This is a genomic window from Amycolatopsis australiensis, assembly GCF_900119165.1.
GTDB classification, from domain to species: domain Bacteria; phylum Actinomycetota; class Actinomycetes; order Mycobacteriales; family Pseudonocardiaceae; genus Amycolatopsis; species Amycolatopsis australiensis.
On record NZ_FPJG01000006.1, the window covers coordinates 3,273,235 to 3,295,346 of the forward strand.

Annotated in this window: 17 protein-coding genes; 12 read left to right on the forward strand and 5 right to left on the reverse strand. The window is 71.9% G+C overall.

The window, feature by feature from the left end; genetic code table 11:
* Positions 1 to 109 precede the first annotated feature (109 nt).
* The 7 genes from hppD to BT341_RS17085 all read left to right on the forward strand — a co-directional run bounded on the left by hppD (position 110) and on the right by BT341_RS17085 (position 11,741).
* Positions 110 to 1,177, forward strand: a complete 1,068-nt coding sequence (hppD, locus tag BT341_RS17055; RefSeq protein WP_245804999.1) for a 4-hydroxyphenylpyruvate dioxygenase — start codon at positions 110 to 112, stop codon at positions 1,175 to 1,177.
* 30 nt (positions 1,178 to 1,207) lie between these two features.
* The gene (locus BT341_RS17060; RefSeq protein ID WP_218177736.1) at positions 1,208 to 2,527 is read left to right on the forward strand and encodes an MFS transporter; all 1,320 of its coding nucleotides are present in this window, start codon (positions 1,208 to 1,210) and stop codon (positions 2,525 to 2,527) included.
* A complete protein-coding gene (locus tag BT341_RS17065; RefSeq protein ID WP_072477249.1) occupies positions 2,524 to 3,906 on the forward strand; it encodes a condensation domain-containing protein in 1,383 nt (460 codons plus the stop codon). Before BT341_RS17060 ends, BT341_RS17065 begins: the two co-directional genes overlap by 4 nt.
* A gap of 121 nt (positions 3,907 to 4,027) precedes the next feature.
* Positions 4,028 to 4,237 carry an MbtH family protein gene (locus tag BT341_RS17070; RefSeq protein WP_072477250.1) on the forward strand — a complete coding sequence of 70 codons (210 nt, stop codon included), beginning with the start codon at positions 4,028 to 4,030 and terminating at the stop codon, positions 4,235 to 4,237.
* A 65-nt stretch (positions 4,238 to 4,302) separates the two neighbouring features.
* On the forward strand, positions 4,303 to 9,222 hold the full coding sequence (locus tag BT341_RS17075) for a non-ribosomal peptide synthetase (protein WP_177328824.1): 4,920 nt from the start codon (positions 4,303 to 4,305) through the stop codon (positions 9,220 to 9,222).
* 29 nt (positions 9,223 to 9,251) lie between these two features.
* Positions 9,252 to 10,304, forward strand: coding sequence for an LLM class flavin-dependent oxidoreductase (locus BT341_RS17080; RefSeq protein WP_072477252.1), 1,053 nt, complete (start codon positions 9,252 to 9,254; stop codon positions 10,302 to 10,304).
* A 3-nt stretch (positions 10,305 to 10,307) separates the two neighbouring features.
* On the forward strand, positions 10,308 to 11,741 hold the full coding sequence (locus BT341_RS17085) for an FAD-dependent oxidoreductase (protein WP_072477253.1): 1,434 nt from the start codon (positions 10,308 to 10,310) through the stop codon (positions 11,739 to 11,741).
* Positions 11,742 to 11,807: 66 nt separating this feature from the next.
* Here the strand turns inward: BT341_RS17085 and BT341_RS17090 are convergent, their stop codons facing one another.
* The gene (locus BT341_RS17090; RefSeq protein ID WP_072477254.1) at positions 11,808 to 12,878 is read right to left on the reverse strand and encodes a DUF2855 family protein; all 1,071 of its coding nucleotides are present in this window, start codon (positions 12,876 to 12,878) and stop codon (positions 11,808 to 11,810) included.
* A gap of 175 nt (positions 12,879 to 13,053) precedes the next feature.
* Between BT341_RS17090 and BT341_RS17095 the strand changes: the two genes are divergently transcribed.
* The gene (locus tag BT341_RS17095; protein ID WP_143168575.1) at positions 13,054 to 13,836 is read left to right on the forward strand and encodes an alpha/beta fold hydrolase; all 783 of its coding nucleotides are present in this window, start codon (positions 13,054 to 13,056) and stop codon (positions 13,834 to 13,836) included.
* Between the two features lie 114 nt (positions 13,837 to 13,950).
* Here the strand turns inward: BT341_RS17095 and BT341_RS17100 are convergent, their stop codons facing one another.
* Positions 13,951 to 14,508, reverse strand: a complete 558-nt coding sequence (locus BT341_RS17100) for a dihydrofolate reductase family protein (RefSeq protein WP_072482004.1) — start codon at positions 14,506 to 14,508, stop codon at positions 13,951 to 13,953.
* Positions 14,509 to 15,020: 512 nt separating this feature from the next.
* Between BT341_RS17100 and BT341_RS45325 the strand changes: the two genes are divergently transcribed.
* Positions 15,021 to 15,236 carry a hypothetical protein gene (locus tag BT341_RS45325; RefSeq protein ID WP_072477256.1) on the forward strand — a complete coding sequence of 72 codons (216 nt, stop codon included), beginning with the start codon at positions 15,021 to 15,023 and terminating at the stop codon, positions 15,234 to 15,236.
* A complete protein-coding gene (locus BT341_RS17110) occupies positions 15,233 to 16,390 on the forward strand; it encodes an acyltransferase family protein (protein ID WP_072477257.1) in 1,158 nt (385 codons plus the stop codon). Before BT341_RS45325 ends, BT341_RS17110 begins: the two co-directional genes overlap by 4 nt.
* 73 nt (positions 16,391 to 16,463) lie before the next feature.
* Here the strand turns inward: BT341_RS17110 and BT341_RS17115 are convergent, their stop codons facing one another.
* From BT341_RS17115 to BT341_RS17125, 3 genes are all read right to left on the reverse strand, one after another.
* Positions 16,464 to 17,147, reverse strand: a complete 684-nt coding sequence (locus tag BT341_RS17115) for a DUF2306 domain-containing protein (protein ID WP_072477258.1) — start codon at positions 17,145 to 17,147, stop codon at positions 16,464 to 16,466.
* 229 nt (positions 17,148 to 17,376) lie between these two features.
* Positions 17,377 to 18,882, reverse strand: coding sequence for an alpha/beta hydrolase (locus tag BT341_RS17120; protein ID WP_072477259.1), 1,506 nt, complete (start codon positions 18,880 to 18,882; stop codon positions 17,377 to 17,379).
* A gap of 103 nt (positions 18,883 to 18,985) precedes the next feature.
* Entirely contained in the window at positions 18,986 to 19,837 is an 852-nt protein-coding gene (locus tag BT341_RS17125) for a TylF/MycF/NovP-related O-methyltransferase (protein WP_084742885.1), read from the reverse strand.
* A gap of 152 nt (positions 19,838 to 19,989) precedes the next feature.
* Between BT341_RS17125 and BT341_RS17130 the strand changes: the two genes are divergently transcribed.
* Positions 19,990 to 21,840 (forward strand): HAD-IIIC family phosphatase, encoded by a 1,851-nt coding sequence (locus BT341_RS17130; RefSeq protein ID WP_072477260.1) that lies wholly within the window; start codon positions 19,990 to 19,992, stop codon positions 21,838 to 21,840.
* On the forward strand, positions 21,837 to 22,076 hold the full coding sequence (locus BT341_RS17135; protein ID WP_143168576.1) for an acyl carrier protein: 240 nt from the start codon (positions 21,837 to 21,839) through the stop codon (positions 22,074 to 22,076). The genes BT341_RS17130 and BT341_RS17135 overlap by 4 nt, the downstream gene beginning before the upstream one ends.
* The last annotated feature ends 36 nt before the right edge of the window (positions 22,077 to 22,112 follow it).

Consider the following 22,112-nt stretch of genomic DNA (forward strand, 5'->3'; position numbering starts at 1 on the left):
CGACGCCGGCAACGCAAGAGAGGACATCGCGGACGCCGCTTTGCGATTCTCGGCAACGGGTAGCGCGAGACGTCGGCACCGAACACTCGCCCAGTGGAGGTTGGAGATCGTGCAGAACGCACTCCGGGACATGGCCATCGACTATGTCGAGCTGTACGTGGACGACATCGAACGGAATCTCGCCTGGCTCGTCGGCGGATGCGGATTCGTCGTGCGTGCGCAGTCGGCTCCGGCGGGCGGCCCGACGCGGTCGGTCAACGTGGGCCAGGGCGAAATCGACCTGCTGCTGACCGAGTCGAGCGGCGACCACCCCGCGCACGCCTACGTGGAGCGGCACGGGGACGGCATCGGCGACATCGGCATCCGGGTGCCGGACGCCGCCGCGGCGTTCACCGAAGCCGTGCGGCGCGGCGCGCGCCCGGTCATGGCACCGGTCACCGAAGGCGGGGTGACCACCGCGACGATCACCGGCTTCGGCGACGTGACGCACACGTTCGTCCAGCGGCCGGACGGTTCGACCGTGGCCGGGGTCCGCGGCCTGACCGCCGTGCCGGGCCCGGTGGCCGAGCCGGCCACCGGACTGCGCAAGGTGGACCACTTCGCGATTCCCGTCGAAGCGGGCCAGCTCGACGAAACCGTCGAGTACTACCAGCGGACGCTGGATTTCGAGCTCATCCTCACCGAGCGGATCGTCACCGGCGAGCAGGGCATGTTCATCAAGGTGATCCAGAGCCGGTCGCGGGCGGTGACGTTCACCCTCGTCCAGTCCGACACGAGCCTGGCGGTCGGCCAGGTCGACCGGTTCCTCAAGGACAACGACGGCCCCGGCGTGCAGCACATGGCCTTCAGCACCACGGACATCCTCGGCACCGTGCGCCGGCTCTCGGCCGACGGCATCGAGCTGCTGAGCACCCCGGACGCCTACTACACCGCGCTCGCCAACCGGGTCCGGCCGGAGAAGTACTCCGTCGAGCAGCTGCGGGAGCTGAACGTGCTGGTCGACGAGGACCACGACGGCCAGCTGTACCAGATCTTCGCCAAGTCCGTGCACCCGCGGGACACGCTCTTCCTGGAGATCATCGAGCGGGCCGGGGCGACCTCGTTCGGCAGCTCGAACATCAAGCACCTGTACGACAGCGTCGAAGCGCACCAGGTCCCGGGTCCGGCCGCGGACTGACCGGCCCGGCTGTCCACAGAGAGCGAGTTCATGATGGGATTCAGTCCGGTGGCGTACGCCAAGTCGTACCTCCCGCCGTCGGGACACCAGCGCACCTACATCCTGGGCTACACCATCGGCATGATCGCCAACGGCGTCTTCCTGCCGATCTACGTCCTCTACCTCACCCAGATCGTGAAGATCTCGGACTCGAAGACCGCGCTCGCGATCGCGATCGCCGCGCTGGTCGGCCTGCCGCTCACCTTGGTGGCGGGCGACCTGGCCGACCGGCTCGGGCCGCGGCGGGTGGTGCTGTTCGGGCTCGCCGGGCAGTTCCTCGGGATGGGCAGCTACGTGTTCATCCAGGGCTTCTGGTCGCTGCTGATCGTCGTCATGAGCATGAACGTGTTCGCCTACACGTACTTCGCGTCCGAAGGCGCGCTGATGCGGCGGATCGCCAGCGACGACACGGTGACCTTCCGCAACCAGGTCCAGGCGCTCGGCAGCGTCGGCGTCACCATCGGGGCGCTGTTCGCCGGTGTCGGCATCTCGATCGGCACGCCGTGGGCCTACCGCGGCATGTTCCTGGGCATCGCGGCCGCTTACATCGTGGTCATCGCCATCACCCTGCGGATCCCGGACTACGAGCCGCTGCCGAAGCCGGCGAGCACCGCGGAGGCCAAGCCACGGCGCTGGGTCGTGCTGCGCGACAAGCCGTTCATCGTCTACGCGCTGGTTTCCGGCCTGCTGACCATTTCCACCTTCGTCGAGAACCAGCTGCTCCCGGTCTGGATCGTGGTCCACACCAGTGCGCCGCGCTGGACCGTCGCGCTCGCCTTCGTGCTCAACACCGGTGTCGCCATCCTGCTGCAGATGCGCCTCAGCCGGAACATCCGGTCGGCGCGCCAGGCCGGGCGGGCCCTGCTGCGCTGCGGCATCGGCCTGCTGGCCGGCTACCTGCTCCTGGCCCTGATGCCCGGGCACGCGCCCTGGCTGGCCACCGTCCTCGTCGTCGCCGGGGTCGTGGTGGTCGCGATCGCCCAGATCTGGATGGTCTCCGGCCGCTTCGTCCTCGAGTTCTCCCTGCCGCCGGCCCACGCCCAGGGCCAGTACGACGGCTTCCTGAACACGGTGATGACGCTGAGCATCACCGCGGCGCCCCTGGTGCTGCTCGGGGTCGTGGTCGGCCACGGGTTCGCCGGCTGGCTGGGCCTCGGCGGGTTCTTCCTGCTGCTCGGGCTTCTCAGCCCGGCCATCGCGGGCTGGGGCGAGCGCACGCGTCCGCCGGCGGAAGCCGCCGCCGGGACCGCGGCCGAGCCGGATCCCGCGGAGGGCGTCCTGGCCGGCGCCGGAACGGACGAAAGCCGATGACGGTCGAGCAGCGGCCCCCCGAGCTCGCCGGTGGGGTGGTCAGCCGCCCGCTTTCGGCCAACGAAAAGTTCCTGTGCTCGCTGGACCGGGGCGACGACTTCGGGGTGTTCGGCGTGCGGGGCATCGTCATGGGCGGCTGGCGCCTGCGCGGCCCGCTGGACGTGCCAAGCGTGCAGCTGGCGTTGAACGACGTCGTCGCGCGGCACGAGGTGCTGCGCACCGCCATCGTCCGGGACGCCGGCACGCCGTACGCCCGCGTGCACCCGCCCTGCCCGGCGGAGCTGACCGTCGTCGACCTGCCGCCGGAGGGCGGCGACGCCGAGCGTGAACAGCGGGCGCACGAATTCCTCAACGAGGTCGACGACCGGGGCAGCTGCGATCCCGCGGGGATGCCGTTGCTGCGTGCCACGCTGGGCCGCTTCGACGACGGCGACGCGGTGCTCGCGCTCGTCACCCACCATTCGGTCAGTGACGGCTGGTCGATCCACCTGCTCATGCGTGACTTCGCCGTCTGCTACGCGAAACGGCGTGGCCTGCCCGCGCCCGAACTGCCCGAGGTCCGCCAGTACGGGGAGTACGCCGAGTGGCAGCAGCGGGCCCGCGAAACCGCGTCGGCGGCCGCCGCGCGCCAGTACTGGCAGGACAAGCTGGCCGGCGGCCGGTTTCTCACCCTGCCCACCGACCGGCCCCGGCGGGACGTGCCCCCGGTCTATTCGGTGTACCGGTTCGTCTACGAGGAGGAGCTCGTCAGCGCCACCACGTCGCTGGCCAAGTCGTTGCACAGCTCGCCGTTCATGGTGCTCTTCGCCTGCTTCGCCCTCTTCCTGCACCGCCGGACGGGAGTGCGGGACATCCTGACGCCGATCTTCACCTCCGGCCGCACCGAGCCCGAGTTCGAGCAGACGGTGGGTCCGTTGTTCAACTTCGTGCCGATCCGGATCGACCTGACCGGCTGCGCGACCTTCGCCGAGCTGGTGCACCGGGCGCGGGCCACGTTGCTGGAGGCCTACACCCACGAGCTGCCGTTCAGCGAAATCGCGACACAGGCCGCGCCGGAGCTGATGGAGCCGATCATGCGCATGAACGGCGTGACCACCGGGTTCGAGACGTTCCAGTACCCGCAGGAACTGGCGGCGAAGGTCATCGGCGGCGTGCGCTACACCGGGCTCAGCCGCCGCCTGATCTCCTCCACCGACACCTCGGAAATCCCGGACGGCAACCTGTGGGACTTCGCCCTGGACCCGGCGGGCGACCTGGTGGGTGCCGTCCGGTTCAACGGGCTGGACTTCGACCAGCAGACGATCGTCGCGATGATCGACGAATACCGGGAACTGCTGCGCGCGGCGCTGAAGTCCCCGGACGCGGCTTTGCCGCGGTGAAAGAACAATCGCGGAGACGTGCCGGGGTGCACCGCCCGGGCAGACTGTCCGTGAGCCGCCTGCCGTGGCGGCCGTGACCGAGAAACGCCAGCCAGATCGTCCTAAGTGGAGTGAGGTAGCCGTGTCTAATCCGTTCGAGGACGCCGACGCCCTGTATCTGGTCCTCGTCAACGACGAAGGGCAGTACAGCCTGTGGCCCGCCGGCATCGCGGTCCCGGCCGGCTGGGACACGGCGCACGAGGCGGACTCCCGCGCGAACTGCCTCGAGTACGTCGAGGCGCAGTGGACCGACATGCGGCCCGAGAGCCTTGTCCGCGCCGAACGGGCGTGACCGGGATGGACCTCCAGCCGGGCCCGGGTTTCCCCGGGTGGGATGACACGACGCGGGACGTTCCCGTGACGGTGCTGCCGGAGCTGTTCGCCGCGCAGGCCGCGCGGACCCCGGACGCGGTCGCGGTGGAGTCCGGCGGGGTGTCGTGGTCGTACGCGGAGCTGGACGCGCGGTCGAGCCGGCTGGCGCGCCACCTGGTCGAGCTGGGTGTGGGCCCGGAGCGGCTGGTGGCCGTGGCGCTGCCGCGGTCGCTGCGCATGGTCGCCGCGGTGCTGGCGGTGGCGAAGGCCGGCGCGGCCTACCTGCCGATAGACCCCGGCTACCCGGCGGACCGGATCGGGTTCATGCTCGCCGACGCGGCCCCGGGCCTGCTGATCACCGACGAGGCCACCTCGGCGCGGCTGCCGGAGGCGCCGGGCGTGGCCGTGCTCGACCTCGACGACCCCGCGGTGACCGCGGCGGTCGCCGGCCGGCCCGCCATCCCGGTCACCGACGCGGACCGGCTCGCGCCGCTGCTGGCCGCGCACCCGGCCTACCTGATCTACACGTCCGGCTCCACCGGGCGGCCCAAGGGCGTGGTGGTCACCCACCAGGGCCTGGCGAGCCTGTCGGCGTACCTGATCTCGACCTTCGCGATCGGGCCGGAGTCACGCGTGGGGCAGGTGGCGTCGCTGAGCTTCGACGCGGCCGTCATGGAACTGATGATGTCGTTGCCCGCCGGAGCGGCGCTGGTGCTGCCCGAGCCGCGGCAGCTGGCCGGGGAGGTGCTGGCCGAGGCCCTGCACGAGCTGCGCGTCAGCCACGCGCTCGTCGGGCCGGCGTCACTGGCCGGCGCGGCACCGGAGCAGCTGCCCCTGCTCGAATGCATGATGGTCGGCGGCGAGGCGTGCCCCGGCGAGGTCTGCGCCGAGTGGTCGCCGGGCAGGCGGATGTTCAACGCCTACGGCCCGACCGAGGCCACGGTGGCCGTGACGATGAGCGGGCCACTGTCCGGATCGGACGCGCCGCCGATCGGGAAGCCGATCTGGAACGCCCGCGTGTACGTGCTGAACGAGCGCCTCGAAGCGGTGCCGCCGGGTGTGCCGGGCGAGCTGTATCTCGCCGGTCCGGGCCTGGCCCGTGGCTACCTGAACCAGGCCGGGCTGACCGCGCAGCGGTTCGTGGCCTGCCCGTTCGGGTCCGGCGAGCGCATGTACCGGACCGGGGACCTCGCGCAGTGGCGCGAAGACGGCGAGCTGGAGTACCTGGGCCGGGTGGACCAGCAGGTCCAGGTCCGCGGGTTCCGGATCGAGCCCGGCGAGATCGAGGCCGTGCTGGCCGCGCAGCCCGGGGTGGCCCAGGCCGTCGTCGTGGCCCGCGAGGACCGGCCGGGCGACCAGCGCCTCGCCGGCTACGTCGTGCCGACGCCGGGCAGCCGGGTGGACCCGGCCGCGATCCGGGTCGCGGCGGCCGAGGTGCTGCCGGTCTACATGGTGCCCGCCGCGGTGGTGGTGCTGGACGCGCTTCCCTTGACGGTCAACGGAAAGCTGGACCGCAAGGCCCTGCCCGCGCCTCGGTACGCGGCCGGGACCGGGCGGGAGCCGTCCACCCCGGCCGAAGAGATCCTGTGCGAGCTGTTCGCCGAGGTCCTGGGCGTGGACCGGGTCGGCGTCGACGACAGCTTCTTCGACCTCGGCGGCCACTCGCTGCTCGTGGCCCGGCTGATCAGCCGGGTGCGCTCGGTGCTGGGCGTGGAGCTGGAGATCCGGACGGTGTTCGACCACCCGACGGTCGAGGTGCTGGCGAAGTCGCTGGACGCGGCGGGCGAGGCGTGGCCGGCCCTGGAGCGGGCCGAGCGGCCCGAGCGGCTGCCGTTGTCGTTCGCGCAGCAGCGGTTGTGGTTCCTGGACCAGCTGGAGGGCCCGAGCACGACGTACAACGTGCCGTTCGCCTGGCGGCTGCACGGGCCGGTGGACGCGGACGCGCTGGGCGCGGCCCTGCGCGACGTCGCCGGGCGGCACGAGACGTTGCGGACGGTCTTCCCGATCGTGGACGGGCAGCCGTACCAGCAAGTGGTCCCGGCCGAGCAGGCGGTGCCGGAGTTCACGGTGGTGCCGGCGGAGGAAGCCGGCCTGGCCGAGCTGACCGGGCAGGCGGCCCGGCACGTGTTCGACCTGGCCCGTGAGCTGCCGGTGCGGGCCTGGCTGTTCCAGCTGGGCGCCGAGGAGTGCGTACTGGTGCTGCTGATGCACCACATCGCCAGTGACGGCTGGTCACTCGGCGTCCTGCTGCGGGACCTGGGGCAGGCGTACCAGGCGCGGCTGGCCGGTCACCGTCCCGAGTGGACGGACCTGCCGGTGCAGTACGCCGACTACACGCTCTGGCAGCGCCGGCTGCTGGGCGGGGACCAGGACCACGACAGCGTGCTGGCCCGGCAGGTGGCGTACTGGGAGTCGGCGCTGGCCGGCCTGCCCGAGCAGCTGGAGCTGCCGTTCGACCGGTCGCGCCCGGCGTACCCCACCTACCGCGGCGGACACGTCGCCCTCGACGTCGACGCCGGGCTGCACCGCGAGCTGGTGCAGCTGGCACGTGAACACCAGGTGACGTTGTTCATGGTGCTGCAGGCCGGGCTCGCGGTCCTGCTGTCGCGGTCGGGGGCCGGCACCGACATCCCGATCGGCGTGCCGGTGGCCGGCCGCGGCGGGGACGAGGGACTGCACCACCTGGTCGGGTTCTTCGTCAACACGCTGGTGCTGCGGGCCGACCTCTCGGGCGACCCGAGCTTCGCGGAGCTGCTCCGCCGGGTCCGCGACCAGGACCTGGCCGCCTACGCGCACCAGGACGTCCCGTTCGAGCGCCTGGTGGAAGTGCTCAACCCGGTCCGGTCGGCCGCGCACCACCCGCTGTTCCAGGTGATGCTGGCCTCCGACGAGGACACCAGCCGGGACTGGGAAGTGCCCGGCCTGCGGGCCGAGGACCTGGCACTGGCCGGGAACTCGGCCAAGTTCGACCTCTCGCTGACGTTCAAGTCACGGCACGAGCCGGACGGCTCCCCGGGCGGGATCAGCGTCGCGCTGGAGTACGCGGCGGACCTGTTCGACCACGGCACCGCGCAGGCGCTGGCCGGGCGGCTGGTCGCGCTGCTGGGTCAGGTCACGGCCGACCCCGGGCGGCGCCTCGGCGACGTCGACCTGCTGACGGCGGCCGAGCGGGACCTGGTCGTCTCGCGGTGGAACGACACCGCGCGGGACGTGCCGGTCACGGTGCTGCCGGAGCTGTTCGCCGCCCAGGCGGCGCGGACCCCGGACGCCGTCGCGGTCGAGTCCGCGGGCGTGTCGTGGTCCTACGCCGAGCTGGACACGCGGTCGACCCGGCTGGCGCGCTATCTCGTCGGCCTGGGTGTCGGCCCGGAACGGCTGGTGGCGGTGGCGTTGCCGCGGTCGCCGGAGCTGGTGGCGGCGGTGCTCGCGGTGGCCAAGGCCGGCGCGGCCTACCTGCCGATCGACCCCGGGTACCCGGCCGACCGGATCGGGTACATGCTCGCCGACGCCGACCCCGTCGCGGTGCTCACGAACCGGCGGTGCGCAGCGGATCTTCCCGGCCGGGAGCGGCTGGTCGTCCTCGACGACCCGGGCGTGGCCGCGGTGGTGGCGGACCTTCCCGGCGGCACGGTCGCCGACCAGGACCGGCTCGCGCCCCTGCTGCCCGCGCACCCCGCGTACGTGATCTACACGTCCGGCTCCACCGGGCGGCCCAAGGGCGTCGTGGTCAGCCACCAGGGCCTGGCCAACCTGGCCGCGTTCGCGGTCGAGACCCTGGCCGTCACCCCCGCGTCCCGGGTGGCCCAGCTGCTGTCGCTCAGCTTCGACATGTCCATGCTGGAGCTGCTGTCGGCGTTGACGTCCGGGGCGGCGCTGGTGCTGCCCGAGCCGGGACAGCTGTCCGGCGACGTCCTGGCCGAGACCCTGCGCGAGCTGCGGGTCAGCCACGCCGTGGTGGCGCCGGCCGCCCTGGCCGGGGCGGCACCCGAGCGCCTGCCCGGCCTGGAGTGCCTGGTCGTCGGCGGCGAAGCTCTGCCGGGCGAGGTCGTCACCGAGTGGTCGCCGGGCCGCCGGCTGTTCAACGGCTACGGCCCGACCGAGGCGACGGTGTGCGCGACGATCGGCGGTCCGCTGTCCGGCGGCGGCACCCCGCCGATCGGCGGCCCGAACTGGAACGTGCGGACCTACGTGCTGGACGGCAGGCTGAACCCGGTGCCGCCGGGCGTGGCGGGCGAGCTGTACCTCGCCGGTCCCGGCCTGGCCCGCGGCTACCTGAACCAGGCCGGGCTGACCGCGCAGCGGTTCGTGGCCTGCCCGTTCGGGTCCGGCGAGCGCATGTACCGGACCGGGGACCTGGTGCGCTGGCGCGACGACGGCGAGCTGGAGTACCTGGGCCGGGTGGACCAGCAGGTCAAGGTCCGCGGGTTCCGGATCGAGCCGGGCGAGATCGAGGCCGTGCTGGCCGGGCAGCCGGGCGTGGACCAGGCCGTCGTCGTGGTCCGGGAGGACCGGCCGGGCGACCGGCGCCTGGTGGGGTACGTGCAGCCCGAGGCGGGGTGCGCCCCGGACCCGGCGCAGCTGCGCGCCGCGGCCGCACGGGTCCTGCCCGGGCACATGGTGCCCAACGCGGTGGTCGTGCTGGACGCGCTGCCGTTGTCGCTCAACGGGAAGCTGGACCGCAAGGCCCTGCCCGCGCCGACGTTCACGGCCACCGCGGGCCGGGCGCCCGCCACGCCGCTCGAAGAGCGCCTGTGCGAGCTGTTCGCCGAGGTGCTCGGCGTGGAGCGGGTCGGGGTCGACGACAGCTTCTTCGACCTGGGCGGCCACTCGCTGCTTTCGGCCGTGCTCGTCGCCCGGCTCGAAGAGCAGTTCGGCATCACGATCGGCCTGCGCGAGTTCCTGGCCGACCCGTCCGTCGGCGGCATCACCGGCCGGGGCTCGTCGCCCGCGGCCGGGCAGCCCTGACCACCCCACGCCCGAAGGAGGGAGGAACGATGACGGACCTGGCCGCCAGCGGCGTCACCGTCTACTCGACCGCTCGTTCCAGCATCCGGCGCGACGAGCAGTACCACCTGCGCCGGCTGCTGGAGGTCGCCCGGTGGGCCGAGGAAGCCGGCTACCGCGGTGCGCTGATCTACAGCGACAACACCTCGATCGATTCCCTGATGTCGGCGCAGGCGGCGATCGCGCACACCGAGAGCTTCGTCCCGCTCGTCGCCGTCCAGCCGATCGACCTGAGCCCGTTCGCGCTGGCCAGGTCGGTGTCGTCGCTGGCGCACCTGTACGGCAGGCGGATCGACGTCAACTTCGTCAGCGGCGGGTTCAGCCGCGATCTCGCCGTGCAGGGCGACACCGCGTCGCACGACGAACGGTACGACCGGCTCACCGAGTACGCGACGATCGTCAAGAAGCTGCTCACCGGCGGCATGGTGAACTTCGCGGGGGAGTACTACAACTTCCGCCGCGCCCGGCTCACCGCGCCGGTGCCCCACGACCTGCTGCCGACGGCGTACGTGTCCGGCTCGTCGCCGGCCAGCCTGCAGGCGGGCGAGGCGCTGGGCGTCGGCCAGCTGTCGTTCCCCTTGCTGCCGGAGGACTTCGCCGGCCCGGACGTCCGCAAGAACAAGTTCGGCTCGGGCATCAGCGTCGGGATCATCGCGCGGGAGGACTCGGCCGAGGCGTGGCGGATCGCGCACAAGCGGTTCCCGGCGACCCCGGAAGGGGCCGACCGGATGAAGCTGCTGCTGTCCACCGCCGTGTCGTCCTGGCAGCCGCAGCTGGCCGCCGTGCCCATTCCCGACGAAGCGCCGGGACAGACCTACTGGCTGGTCCCGTTCCGGTACCACCACACGTTCTGCCCCTACCTGGTCGGCAACTACGACGAGGTGGCGCAGGCGGTCTCGACGTACCTCGACGGCGGCATCCGCACGTTCGTGCTCGACATCCCCGAGGAGCCGGACGACCTGTGGCACGCGCGGACCGCGATCGAGCGGGCCGTCACGGCCAGGGCAGCCCGGCAGCAGCAATCCCCGCTGAGCGAAGGATGAACGATGACAGAAACCATTGAAACCGACGTCGTGGTCGTCGGCGGCGGCCCGAGCGGTTCGACGGTGGCGACCCTGGTGGCCCAGCAGGGCCACCGGGTCGTGCAGCTGGAGAAGGAGCGGTTCCCCCGCTACCAGATCGGCGAGTCGCTGCTGCCGTCCACCGTGCAGGGCATCTGCCGGCTGCTCGGGGCGTCCGACGAGCTCGAGGCGGCCGGGTTCCCGCTCAAGCGCGGCGGGACGTTCCGCTGGGGCGCCAACCCCGAGCCGTGGACCTTCGCCTTCGGGATCTCGCCGAAGTTCGCCGGGACGGCGTCGACCGCCTACCAGGTCGAGCGGATGAAGTTCGACCAGATCCTGCTCGAGAACGCCCGGAAGCACGGCGTCGACGTCCGCGAGGAGCACGCGGTCACCGACGTCATCGAGGAGGACGGCCGGGTCGTCGGGGTCAGGTGCACCGACGACGCCGGCGTGCGCCGCGAGTTCCGCGCCCGGTACGTGGTGGACGCGTCGGGCAACACGAGCCGCATCCACGGCCGGGTCGGCGGCAAGCGGCAGTACTCGGAGTTCTTCCGCAACATCGCGCTGTTCGGCTACTTCACCGGCGGCAAGCGGATGCCGGCCCCGACCGAGGGCAACATCCTGGCCGTCGCGTTCAACGCGGGCTGGTTCTGGTACATCCCGCTGTCCGACGAGCTCACCAGCGTCGGGGTGGTGCTGCACCCGGACGAGCTGAAGCGGATCCAGGGCGACCGCGCGAGCGCCCTGCTCGAGCTGATCGCGGACTGCCCGATGATCGCCGACTACCTGTCCGAGGCCGAGCGGGTCACCAGCGGCCCCTACGGCGAAGTCCGGGTGCGCAAGGACTACTCCTACATCCAGGAGAAGTTCTGGCGGCCGGGCCTGGTCCTCGCCGGCGACGCCGCCTGCTTCATCGACCCGGTGTTCTCTTCCGGCGTGCACCTGGCCACCTACAGCGGGCTGCTCGCCGCGCGTTCGCTCAACACCGCGCTGGGTACCACGGCCGACGTCGACGAGACCGCGCTGTTCGAGGAGTACGAGCTGCGGTACCGGCAGGAGTACGCGCGCTTCCACGACTTCCTCGTCGCCTTCTACGACAAGCACTCGGACGAGAAGTCGTACTTCTGGAAGGCCAAGCGGGTCACCGGCAGCGCGGCGTCGTCGGTGGAGTCCTTCGTGGACCTGGTGGGCGGCGGCTCGTCGGAGGAGCGCGCGCTCATCGACGCCGGCTCCTACCTCGACCGGCGCGACGGCGAGATCGACGACATGATCTGGTCGGTCGCCGAGGCCGGAGCCCGCATCCAGGTGCAGGCCGCCACCGGCAGCACCGAGGACGAGCAGGTCCCGATCCGGGCCGGCGGGCTGGTGCCCTCGCCCGACGGGCTGCACTGGTCGCTGCCGAAACAGACGGCAGCCTGAAAAGGGGCCGGCGCCGCCCAGAAGGCGGCGCCGGCCCCTTTTTCTTCGGCTTGCCGGGGATGACGGTCACGGCAGCAGGACGCGGCCCTCGTCCGGCGCCTGGTCCCCGGCGAGCACGGACCGGAAGGCGCCGGCCAGCTCGGCCGGTCCCCGGCCGCCGCGGATGGCCAGCCGGGACGCCAGCCGCCGCAGGAACCGGGTTTCCGCCTCGTGGTAGCGGGCGTAGTAGGCGTCCGCGCCCTCGGCCGCGATGGCCTGGTCTTCGATCACCGGCGTGAAGAAGAACTCCGGCTGCGGGTCGGGCAGCCCGGGCGGCGCCTTGTCGTCGGGGTTCGGGTGCGTGAGGCCGATGAGCACGCCGTGGGACAGCGAAGGCGCGAAGTGCTGGTACACCACGCCCAGCCACTTGGCCGAGCCGGTGAAGTCGACGAGGACCGCCGGCGCCGTCACGCCGGCCGATTCGATGGCGTCGTAGGTGACCACTTCGTCGTAGGTGCCCAGGCTCTCGACGAACGCCCGGTTGCCCGCGGACGTGACGCCGACGGCCCGGATACCGGCGCCGCGCGCGGCCAGCTCGTCGGCCAGGCCGATCGCCGTCTTGCAGGAGGCGCTGGTGATCAGCACCGACTGCGCGCCGAGCGCGATCTGCCGCTCGACGAGGTCGGCGAGGTTGAACGACGCCGGGAACACCGGACGCACGAGGGCGCGGACGTCGTCCAGGTCGTCCGGCTCGCCGGCGCGCTGGAACGTCAGGTACCACGGATGCAGGAAAGCCCGCTGCGGCGCCGTTTCCACGAAACCCCGCGGCGTGGCTTCCGCCTGCACGGTGTGGTGGCTGGCCATCGGCACGAAACCGAAGTAGCGGCCGCCGGCCGGGACGTCGGCGTTGCGCGACTCGGTGACCCGCACGAAACTCCAGAGCGGCACCCGGCCGAGCTCGCCCGGCGCCGGGAAGGCGTTCCAGAAGGGAACGTTCCCGTCGCCGAACCGGGCGTAGCTGACGTTGTTGGCCGTGAGCCCGAACTTCTCGATCTCGAGCCGGACCTCACCGGGCCGCAGCTCGTCCAGGACCGGGGTCCGGATCTCGGTCGCGGCGAAGTCGTCCCGCCGGACCAGCACTTCCCATTTCTCTGCCATGGAGCCATGGTTCGCGGCGGGTCGCCGCCGCGGCAACTTCGTCGATGCGAACCCCCTTGCGGCGCGCGCGAAACCGTGCCCGAGCACGCCGCGAGACGTCCGGCGGCGGGCGCCGCTGGGACGATGCAAGGAAGTCTTCCGCCTTCGGCGAAGGGAAACAGCGATGCAGGCCGTCGTGGGTACCCGACCACTGTTCAGCCCGCTCAGCCCCGGCGACGGAGCGGCCATCCTGGTGGCCGACTTCCAGCCGCTCACCGCGGCGCCACGGCTCAGCCGGCTGGTCGCCGACGCGGCCGCCGGCCATCCGGTGTACCAGGTGGACCCGCGCGGCGCGCTGTCCGGCGACCGGCGCTTCGCCGCGTTGCCGGAACTGGCCGAGGAGACCGCCGATCTCTTCCGTGCGGCCGCGGCCCCCGACCGGCCGGTGTTCGTCGTGGGGCACTGCAGCGCCGCCGCGCTGACCCTGCGGATCGCGGGAGCGCTCGCCGGCGAGCGCGAGGTCACCGCGATCCTGGTGCAGCCGACCTGGCCCGGCACCGACCACGTCACCGAGCGTTTCGCCGAGTTCCAGGGAAAGCTGGGCCTTGGCGACCTGCCGTGTCCCGATCTGGACGGTGATCCGGGGTCCTGCATCGCGGAGATGGAACAGCTGATGAGCGAGGGGCTCGCGGGGCTGGCGGCCCGGCTCGGCCTCAGCAAGCCGCCGCTGGCCTTCTCCGAGCTGCTGGTGTCGTACCGCAGCTGGCTGGCCTTCCTGCTCGCGTGCCGCAACGACCGGCCGGTGCCGGTGCCTCCCGGCGAGGTCGCGATCTCGGTGCTGACCGACGAGCCCGGGTTCGTGCTGCCCGGGAGCGCTCCGGGCCGCTGCCGGATCACGCCGCCGCCGCCCGCGGACCGGCCCGACGCCGTGACGCCGGAGCTGGCCAAGCACGTGCTCGACCGGGTCCACGGGCACTGAGCCGGACACGACGAAACCGGGGACGGGCGAACTGCCCGTCCCCGGTTTTCGTGCGCGAGCCTGGGGGACTCGGGTGGCGGACCGGCCGACGTGCGTGCCGGCCCGCCGTCGGTCTTACTTGCCTTCCGGCACGTAGACCAGCTCGAGGATGCCGAGCGGGAACGCCGTGCTCTTCACCAGGCGCAGCTTCACCGCCTCGTCCAGCTCGGGGACCAGCGGCGCGCCCTTGCCCGTGATGGCCGGGAGCACCCACAGCCGGTACTCGTCGACCAGGCCGAGCTTGATGAGCGACTGCGAGAACTGCGTGCCGCCCGCGGCGACGAGGTCCTTGCCCGGCTCGGCCTTGAGCTTGGCGATCTCTTCCGCGGTGTCACCGCTGGCGATGCGGGTCTCGGCCCACTCGTCGGCGTTCTTGAGGGTGCGGGAGAACACGACCTTGGGGATCTCGTTCATGGCCTTGGCCGACGGGTGGTCGGAGGTGGGCCAGTAGCTGGCCATGATCTCCCAGGTGTTGCGGCCCATCAGGAAGGCACCGGCCTCCCACAGGCGCTTGACGAAGTACTTCTCCTGCTCCTCGTCGTCGATACTCATCATGATGTCGCGGATTCCGTTGTCGCCGTCGGCGCTCTTGCCGTCGACCGAAACGTAGAATCCCAGAATCAGCTTCCGCATCAGGTTCTCCAGATCTTCTTCCCGCACCGGGTCGTTTCCCAGTGCCGGACGGCACCCGTTCGTGGGCGCCCGGATGATTTGCCGTGGTTTTTGTCAGGCACTCGCCGGATAGGCTGCCTTCTCGTCCTAGGTGCTGCTGGTCCTCCCTCGGGAAACGGCACGCCCTGGTGCCTTGTCCGGCCCGGACGGCTTCGGGCCGCGGCGTTCGCGCGTGCGCGTGCTGCGGCCGGTCACGGCGGCTTCCCCGACCGGCCCGCGACGGGGGGCCGGTCCAGGTGCCGCGGCGCGGATCCGCGCCCTGTCCGGTAGCGCGGGTCGCCGGCCGCGGCTGCTTTCGCCGAGGCGGCATCGGGGCGCTAACGGGCTGTGCATGGTCCCGAGGATGGCACAGAGCACCCGGTCCGGGCTTACTCGAACGTGCTCTCCTCGCCGCCGGGCCGGGATCGCCGTGGCGTGGTTTCCGGCAAAGCGGAAGACGTGGGCCGGCCCCCGCCGGTGTGAAACTCACGCCTATGGACACCTTCGGCCGCCCGGTCACGAGCGGAATCCGGGCCGGCGGCCGCGCCCGGCCCGGCGGTCGCGGACCGGACGGTTCCGCCGCCCCCGCGCGGCACCGCAGTCCCGGTTTTCCGGAACGGTTCCGGACGGCCGATCCCGCGACCGGATTCGAGGTCACGGGCAGCCTGGTCGCCGACGCGACCAGCACCACCGAAAGCGAGGAAGCATGACCGAGCCCCGGGCCGGTGCCTTTTCCCGGCTCCCGTCACTGACCGGAATGCGGTTCTTGGCCGCCTTCCTGGTTTTCGCCTGCCACGCCTGCCTGCTCGGGTACTTCACCGAGACCACGGCCGCGCACTTCACCAATTTCGCCTACTCGGCCGGCTGGATCGGCGTCGAGTTCTTCTTCCTGCTCAGCGGGTTCGTGCTGACCTGGTCGGCGGTCGACGGGGAACCGAAGCGTCACTTCTGGCGCCGCCGGTTCTTCAAGATCTACCCCAACTACCTCGTGGTGTGGGTGGCCGCCCTTCTGCTGTCGCTCTGGGCCGGCATGTTCACCGGCTTCTCGGACATCCTGCCCAGCCTGTTCGTGGTCCACAGCTGGTCGCCCGACATCCAGGTGATCGTCTCGAACAACCCGGTGACCTGGTCGCTGGCCTGTGAGGCGCTCTTCTACCTACTGTTCCCGTTCCTGTACCGGGGCATCAAGCGGATCCCGGCCAACGGGCTCTGGTGGGCGGTCGGCGCCGTCACCGCGGCCATCGTCGCGCTGCCCGCCATCTCGACGCTCCTGCCGAGCGCCGAGGCCATGCCCGGCATGGACTTCTCGGTCACCCAGAACTGGTTCCTCGAGTGGTTCCCGCCGGCCCGGTGCCTCGACTTCGTCCTCGGCATCCTGATGGTCCGCGTCGTGCGCGAGAAGCGCTGGATCGGGCTGCGCATCCTGCCGAGCCTGGGCATCGTGGCCCTCGGCGTCGTCCTGCAGCAGATCGTGTTCCCGACCGCGTACAGCCTGGAAGCGACGGTGGCGCTGCCGCTCGCCCTGCTCATCACCTCGGTGGCGGTCGCGGACGCGTCCGGCAGGCGCTCGGTGTTCCGCGCCCGGTGGCTGGTGTGGCTCGGCGTCGTGTCCTACGCGTTCTACCTGGTCCACTTCCTGGTCCTCAGCTACGGGCACGTCGTCCTCGGCGCCACCGAGAGCTGGTCGCTCCCCGCCGCGCTCGGGATCCTCGCCGGTGTGCTCGCGGTGGTGGTCCTGGTGGCGTGGGCGCTGACCCGGCTGGTGGAGGAGCCGGTCATGCGGCGCTGGGCGCGGCGCAAGGTCCGGCCTGTCGTCGCCGTCCCCGAGGAACCGCTGGTCAGCGTGCCCGAGTCGATCAACTGACACCGCCGGCACCGCCTGCCCCGGCCGCACCCCACGGTGCGGCCGGGGCAGTGGCGTTCCCGGGACGGGCAGCTCACCCGCGCACCGGCCGGCGTGCGGTGCGGTGGAGCCACCACTGCACCAGCATCAGGTCGCCGACCCAGGGAATCCACCGGGCGGCTTCCCCGAAGTACGCGGGGTCGACGGAGATCCCGAGCAGCTCCAGCACCATCAGGCCGTAGGCGCCGCCCATGTTGCTCGCGGCGATCGCGAAGCTGTACAGCATGTACCGGCGGTGCTTCTCGTAGTCTTCGCGCCGGCCCGTCCAGTATCCGGCAGCGGTCGTGGCCAGCCAGAAGACCGTCAGGCACAGCGCGCCGACCTTGCCGGGCTGCGGCGCCCACCAGACGACCACGAGTGCCGCGGATCCGGCGACCAGCACGGCGAGGAGATAGACCTGGCCCGTCACGCGGTGCACTTTCGGGTGGTGCCGGTGCAGCCACGGCCACACCTGCGGCACCATCGTCAGCATCGCCACCGTGCCGGCCCCGATGTGGACCATCAGCAACGGGTAGTAGAGCCCGAAACCCGGGTGCGGCTGCAGCGGCGCCTGCGCCTCCGGGACGCCGACGAACGGCTCGGCCGCCGTGTAGGTGTAGAAGACCACGGCGACGGCCAGCGGGACGATCCACGGCCGCCGCCAGAACGGGGTGCGTGCGGGAGCCTCCGCACGCTCGGGCGACGTCCGTTCGGCCTCGTCTTCCAGGGTCGACGTCACGGCTGGTGCTCCTCTCGGCTTCGGGACGTTCGGCTTGACCGGCGCCGGCCGGTTGAGGTCGGAACGCGACGGTCTGTGCCGAGGCTCTCACCGAGAGTCCGCCAGTGTCTTCTCGCGGTGTTGCGTGGTCGCGCGATGCCTTTGCCTGTGCGCAAATGACTTTCCGGAAACGGCGAGAAGGGCGGCCCGCGTGGGCCGCCCTTCTCGTGCTCGCGTTCAGCCGTGCCGATCAGCTCGCTCCCGGATCCGGCAGCGGCAGTGGCGCGCAGTCCACATCGGACCGCTTGCCGGGCTGACGCGCGGGCAACGTGCCGTCCGTCAGGTACTTCGCGATCTTGTCGTCCACGCAGGCGTTGCCGCGCAACGTGTTCGCGTGGCTCGTGCCACCGGGCACCGCGATCAGGGCACTGTTCGGGAACCGGCCACGGGTTTCGAGGCTGCCTTCGTACGGCGTGGCGGCGTCGAGCGTCTCGTCGATCAGCAGCAGGCTGCCGAGACCGCGGCTGCCGACGTCCACCGGCTTGCCCGCGCCGGTGCCCCAGAACGCGCACGGTGCGTTGTACCACGTGTTCTGCCAGGCGAAGTACGGTGCCTTCGGGAACGCCTGCCAGGTGTCGGCCCGCCACTTGTTCCAGTTGACCGGCGACTGCGTGTCCGTGCACTCCACGGCCAGGTACGCCGCGTAGGCGTTGTCGTCGCCGCGTCCCCCGACCTCCTCGAACAACGCCTTGAGCGTCTCGCCGTCACCGGCGTTGACCCAGCCGGCGAACACGCTGCCGAGCAACGTCCAGTTCGGCTGGCCGTAGCTGGCCTGCTGGAAGATGTCCAGCCATTCGTCCGGTCCGACCATGCCGGCGGCCGGGTGCCGCGCCAGCTTCGCCAGCTGCGCGTCGAAGACGGCCTGCACCGCGGCCAGCGTCCGGCCCAGGTGGTAGACGTCGTCGTGCGAAGCGACCCAGCCGAGGAAGAGGTTCAGGTTCCGGTCGAAGCCGGGGCTTTCGTCCAGGTTGAGCCGGTAGTAGACGTCGCGGGCCGCCACGTTGCTGTCCAGGACCATCCGGCGCACCCGCTCCGGGTGCAGGGTCGCGTAGACCTGGCCGACGTAGGTGCCGTAGGAGTAGCCGTAGAAACTCATCGTGCTCACGCCCAGCGCGACGCGGAGGCTTTCCAGGTCCGCCACCGTGTCGGTGGTCTTCATGTTCGCCAGCAGGTCCGGGTCGTTGCGCGCGGCGCAGGCGGCGGCGTAGCCGCGGACGCGGCCGAGCCACGCCTGTTCGAGCTGCGGGGTCGACGGCACGTAGCTCGGCCGGTCGTAGTCCATGTAGCCGGGATCGCAGGTCAGCGCGGGCTTGCTGGTCCCGACGCCGCGCGGGGCGAAGCCGATCCAGTCGTAGGTGTCCCCGGCGTGGCCGGGCAGCAGCGGGCCCAGCGCGGACATGCCCAGCCCGGACTGGCCGGGCCCGCCCGGCAGGGTCGTGATGACACCCTGGAAAGCGCTGTCCGGAGACGTGTGCCGCACCCGCGACACCGCGAGCTGGATCCGCTTGCCGTCCGGCCTGCGGTAGTCCATCGGCACGTCGAGCATGCCGCACTGGGCGCCCGCGGCCACCAGCCACGGCACGTCGCACGGGCCCCACGTGATGGCGCCGGGCGGCGCCGCGGTCGCGGCCGGAGCGTTGACCGCTGTGAACGCCATGGCCACGCCGGTGACCGCGGTGACGATCAGACGTTTCACCAGTCCACCTCCATTCGAACCGGAACCGGTCTGGCGAGATTAATCGCGAAAGCGCTCCGTTCACGTCTTGGCGATTGCCCTGGTGACCGGGCGGAAAGGCGGGCTAGTCCTCGCGCCGCCAGTAGTAGCACTTGGAATCGACCCGCGTCAGCTCGCCGGTCAGGCCGCGGTCGCGGCGGAAGTCGTCGACCGCCTTGCGGCAGTAGGTCCACAGGTCTTCGCCGTAGTCGTCGACCACCACGTACCCGCCGGGCGACAGCTTGTCGTAGAGACTGGTGAGCGCGTCCATAGTGGATTCGTAGTAGTCGCCGTCGAGGCGGATCACGGCCAGGCGCTCGACCGGCGCGGTGGGCAGGGTGTCCTTGAACCAGCCCTCGAGGAACCGCACCTGCGCGTCGAGCAGGCCGAACGCCGCGAAGTTGGCTTCGACGTCGGCGCGCGAGACCGCGAAGTGCTGGTAGGCGTCGGTCATGGTGCTGCTCGCGTGCGCCTTGGCCTCGGCGGGGAACTTCTCGGCGTCGGGCTCGGGCAGCCCCTGGAACGAGTCGGCCACCCACACCCGCCGGTCGGTGCAGCCGAGCGCGGCCAGCATGCCGCGCATGAAGATCGTGGTGCCGCCGCGCCAGACACCGGTCTCGATGAAGTCGCCGGGGACCCGCCGCTCGACCACGTCCGCGATGCAGGCCTGGATGTTGTCCAGGCGCACGCGCGGCACCATCGTGTACGCGTTGCCGGTGATGTAGTGGTCGATGAAGTCCCGCAGGAACCGCGCGTCGTCGATGTCGGGCTCGTCGCTCGCGAGAGTGCCGGTGAGCACCTTCTTCAGCAGCTCCAGGTACAGACCGCCGGCGGCCCCGAGGCGCGGCCCGGCCGCCGGTTCGGGGACGCGCGCGTCCCGCCCGGGAAACGTGGGGTCGTCCTGCCATTCTCGGTACAGCTTGGCCTTCACATTCATCGCTCAACGATGCCCGCGGGCGCGGGCGCGGGTCACCTCCATCGTTGCGGGCCGATCCCGTTCGCGCGCTGTCCCTTTCCGCAACCGCGGAGATGCCCGCCGGCGTCCGGTGCGACGAAGGTGGACGGTGAGCCAGGCGGAAGGAAACAGACATGACGTCGACAGTCGCCCAGCCCGGCGTCGCGGCCCCGTTCGGCCCGCACGACGCGGCCGAGCTGGTCGCCGCGCTGCGGTCCACTGTGGACCTGGGGACGTGGCGGCGCGCGGTGGCCGAGCTCGCGCGGCATCCCGGCGCGTTCGCCCCCCACCTCCGCCGCACCCTGAAAATCCGGGTGCTGGCCACGTCGACCGGTGACCTGCTCGCGGAACTGCTGCCGGCGGCCGGCCTGGCCGCGGGGCTCGGGCTCGAGGTCACGCAGGCGCCGTACGGCCAGCTCGAGCAGGAACTGCTCGACCCGCGTTCGGCGACCTGCCGCGAGCGTCCCGACTACGTGCTGCTCGTCCCCACGACGGACGACCTGGCCCTCGGCGAACTCGCCGGCCGGGCACCGGACGACGTGGCCGGCGACGCCGTCCGGCGGTGGACACGGCTGCACGAGGCCGCGCGCGGCGCCGGGATCGGTGTCTGCCAGTTCCTCTTCACCCCGCCCGCGGCCGACCCGTTCGGCTCCGCCGCGCTGCGGTTCCCGGAGAGCCCGTCGGCGGTCGTCGCGCGGGTCAACGCCGAGCTGCGCGCCGGCAGTGACGCCGTGCTGGTGGACTGCGAGCGGCTCGCCGCCGAACACGGCCTGCGGGACTGGCGCGACGACCGGTTCTGGTTCGCCGCCCGCCAAGCGGTGTCCCTCGCCGCCTTGCCGGCGGTGGCCCGCGCCACCGCGGCCGCGCTCGCCGCGGACCAGGGACTGAGCCGGCGGTGCGTCGTCGTCGACCTGGACAACACGCTCTGGGACGGTGTCGTCGGCGAGGAAGGCATCGACGGCGTGGGGCTGACCGCCTCACCGCGCGGCGAGGCGTTCGCGGCCTTCCAGGAGCACCTGCTGACGCTGCACCGGCGCGGTGTCGCGCTCGCCGTGGCCACGAAGAACGACGCGGACCTCGCCCGCCGCGCGATCGCCGGGGTGCCGGGCATGCGCCTGCGGCCCGAGCACCTGGCGGCCGTGGTGGCCGACTGGCGGCCCAAGTCCGAGCAGCTGCGCGAACTCGCGTCCCGGCTTTCGCTCGGCTTGGACAGCTTCGCTTTCGCCGACGACAACCCCGCGGAACGTCTCGAGGTCCGCCGCGCGCTGCCGCAGGTCGACGTCATCGACCTCCCGGCGAACCCGTCCGACTACGTCGCCGCGCTGGCGGGACGGCCCACGTTGGAGCCCGGGCGGCTCACCGCGGCGGACCGGCAGCGCAACGCGTCCTACGCCGGCCTGCGTGCCGCCGCGGAACTGCGCGAGCGGACGGGGTCGCTGGAAGACTTCCTCGACGACCTGGCCATGGAAGGCGTCGTGCGTCCCGTCGACGACGCGCTGCTGCCCCGGGTCGCGCAGCTGCTGGGCAAGACGAACCAGTTCAACCTCACCACGCGGCGGCGTTCGGAGCAGGAGGTCGCGGCGCTGGCCGCCGATCCGCGCTGGATCTGCCTGGCGCTGGCGCTGCGGGACCGGCTGGCCGACCACGGGGTCGTGGGTGTCGCCTTCGCCGAGCTGCAGGGCGAAGAGGCGGTGGTGGACACGCTGCTGCTGAGCTGCCGGGTGATCGGCCGCACCGCCGAACGGCTGCTGCTGGGTCAGCTGGGCCGCGCGGCCGCCGCCCGGGGCTGCACGACGCTCGTCGGCTGCTATCGGGCGACCGACCGCAACGCGCTGGTGGCGGATCTGTATCCGCAGCTCGGGTTCGCGCCCCGGGAGGCGGCAGCGGGCGAGCAGCGCTACAGCCTGCCGCTCGCGGCCCTCGACGACCTCGCGACGCGGCACATCGCCGGCGGGGAATCCGACGAAAGGACGGTACAGCGGTGAGTGGGATTGTCACGGTGGTCACGGAGGCGTTCACCCGGGTCGTCGGGGAGCCGCCGAACCGGGGGGCCGAAACGACGCCCGAGGACGTCGGCTCGTGGGGCTCGCTCGCCCACGTGCAGCTCGTCTTCGAGATCGAGCGGGTGCTCGGGATCCGGATGGCCGAGAGCGTGCTGACCAACCGGACGACGGTCGGCGCGTTGATCGAGGCGGCGCAGGCGGCCCAGCGGGCGGCCTGACCGACGACTGTTCCTCTGCAGTAGACGGTCTTTTGT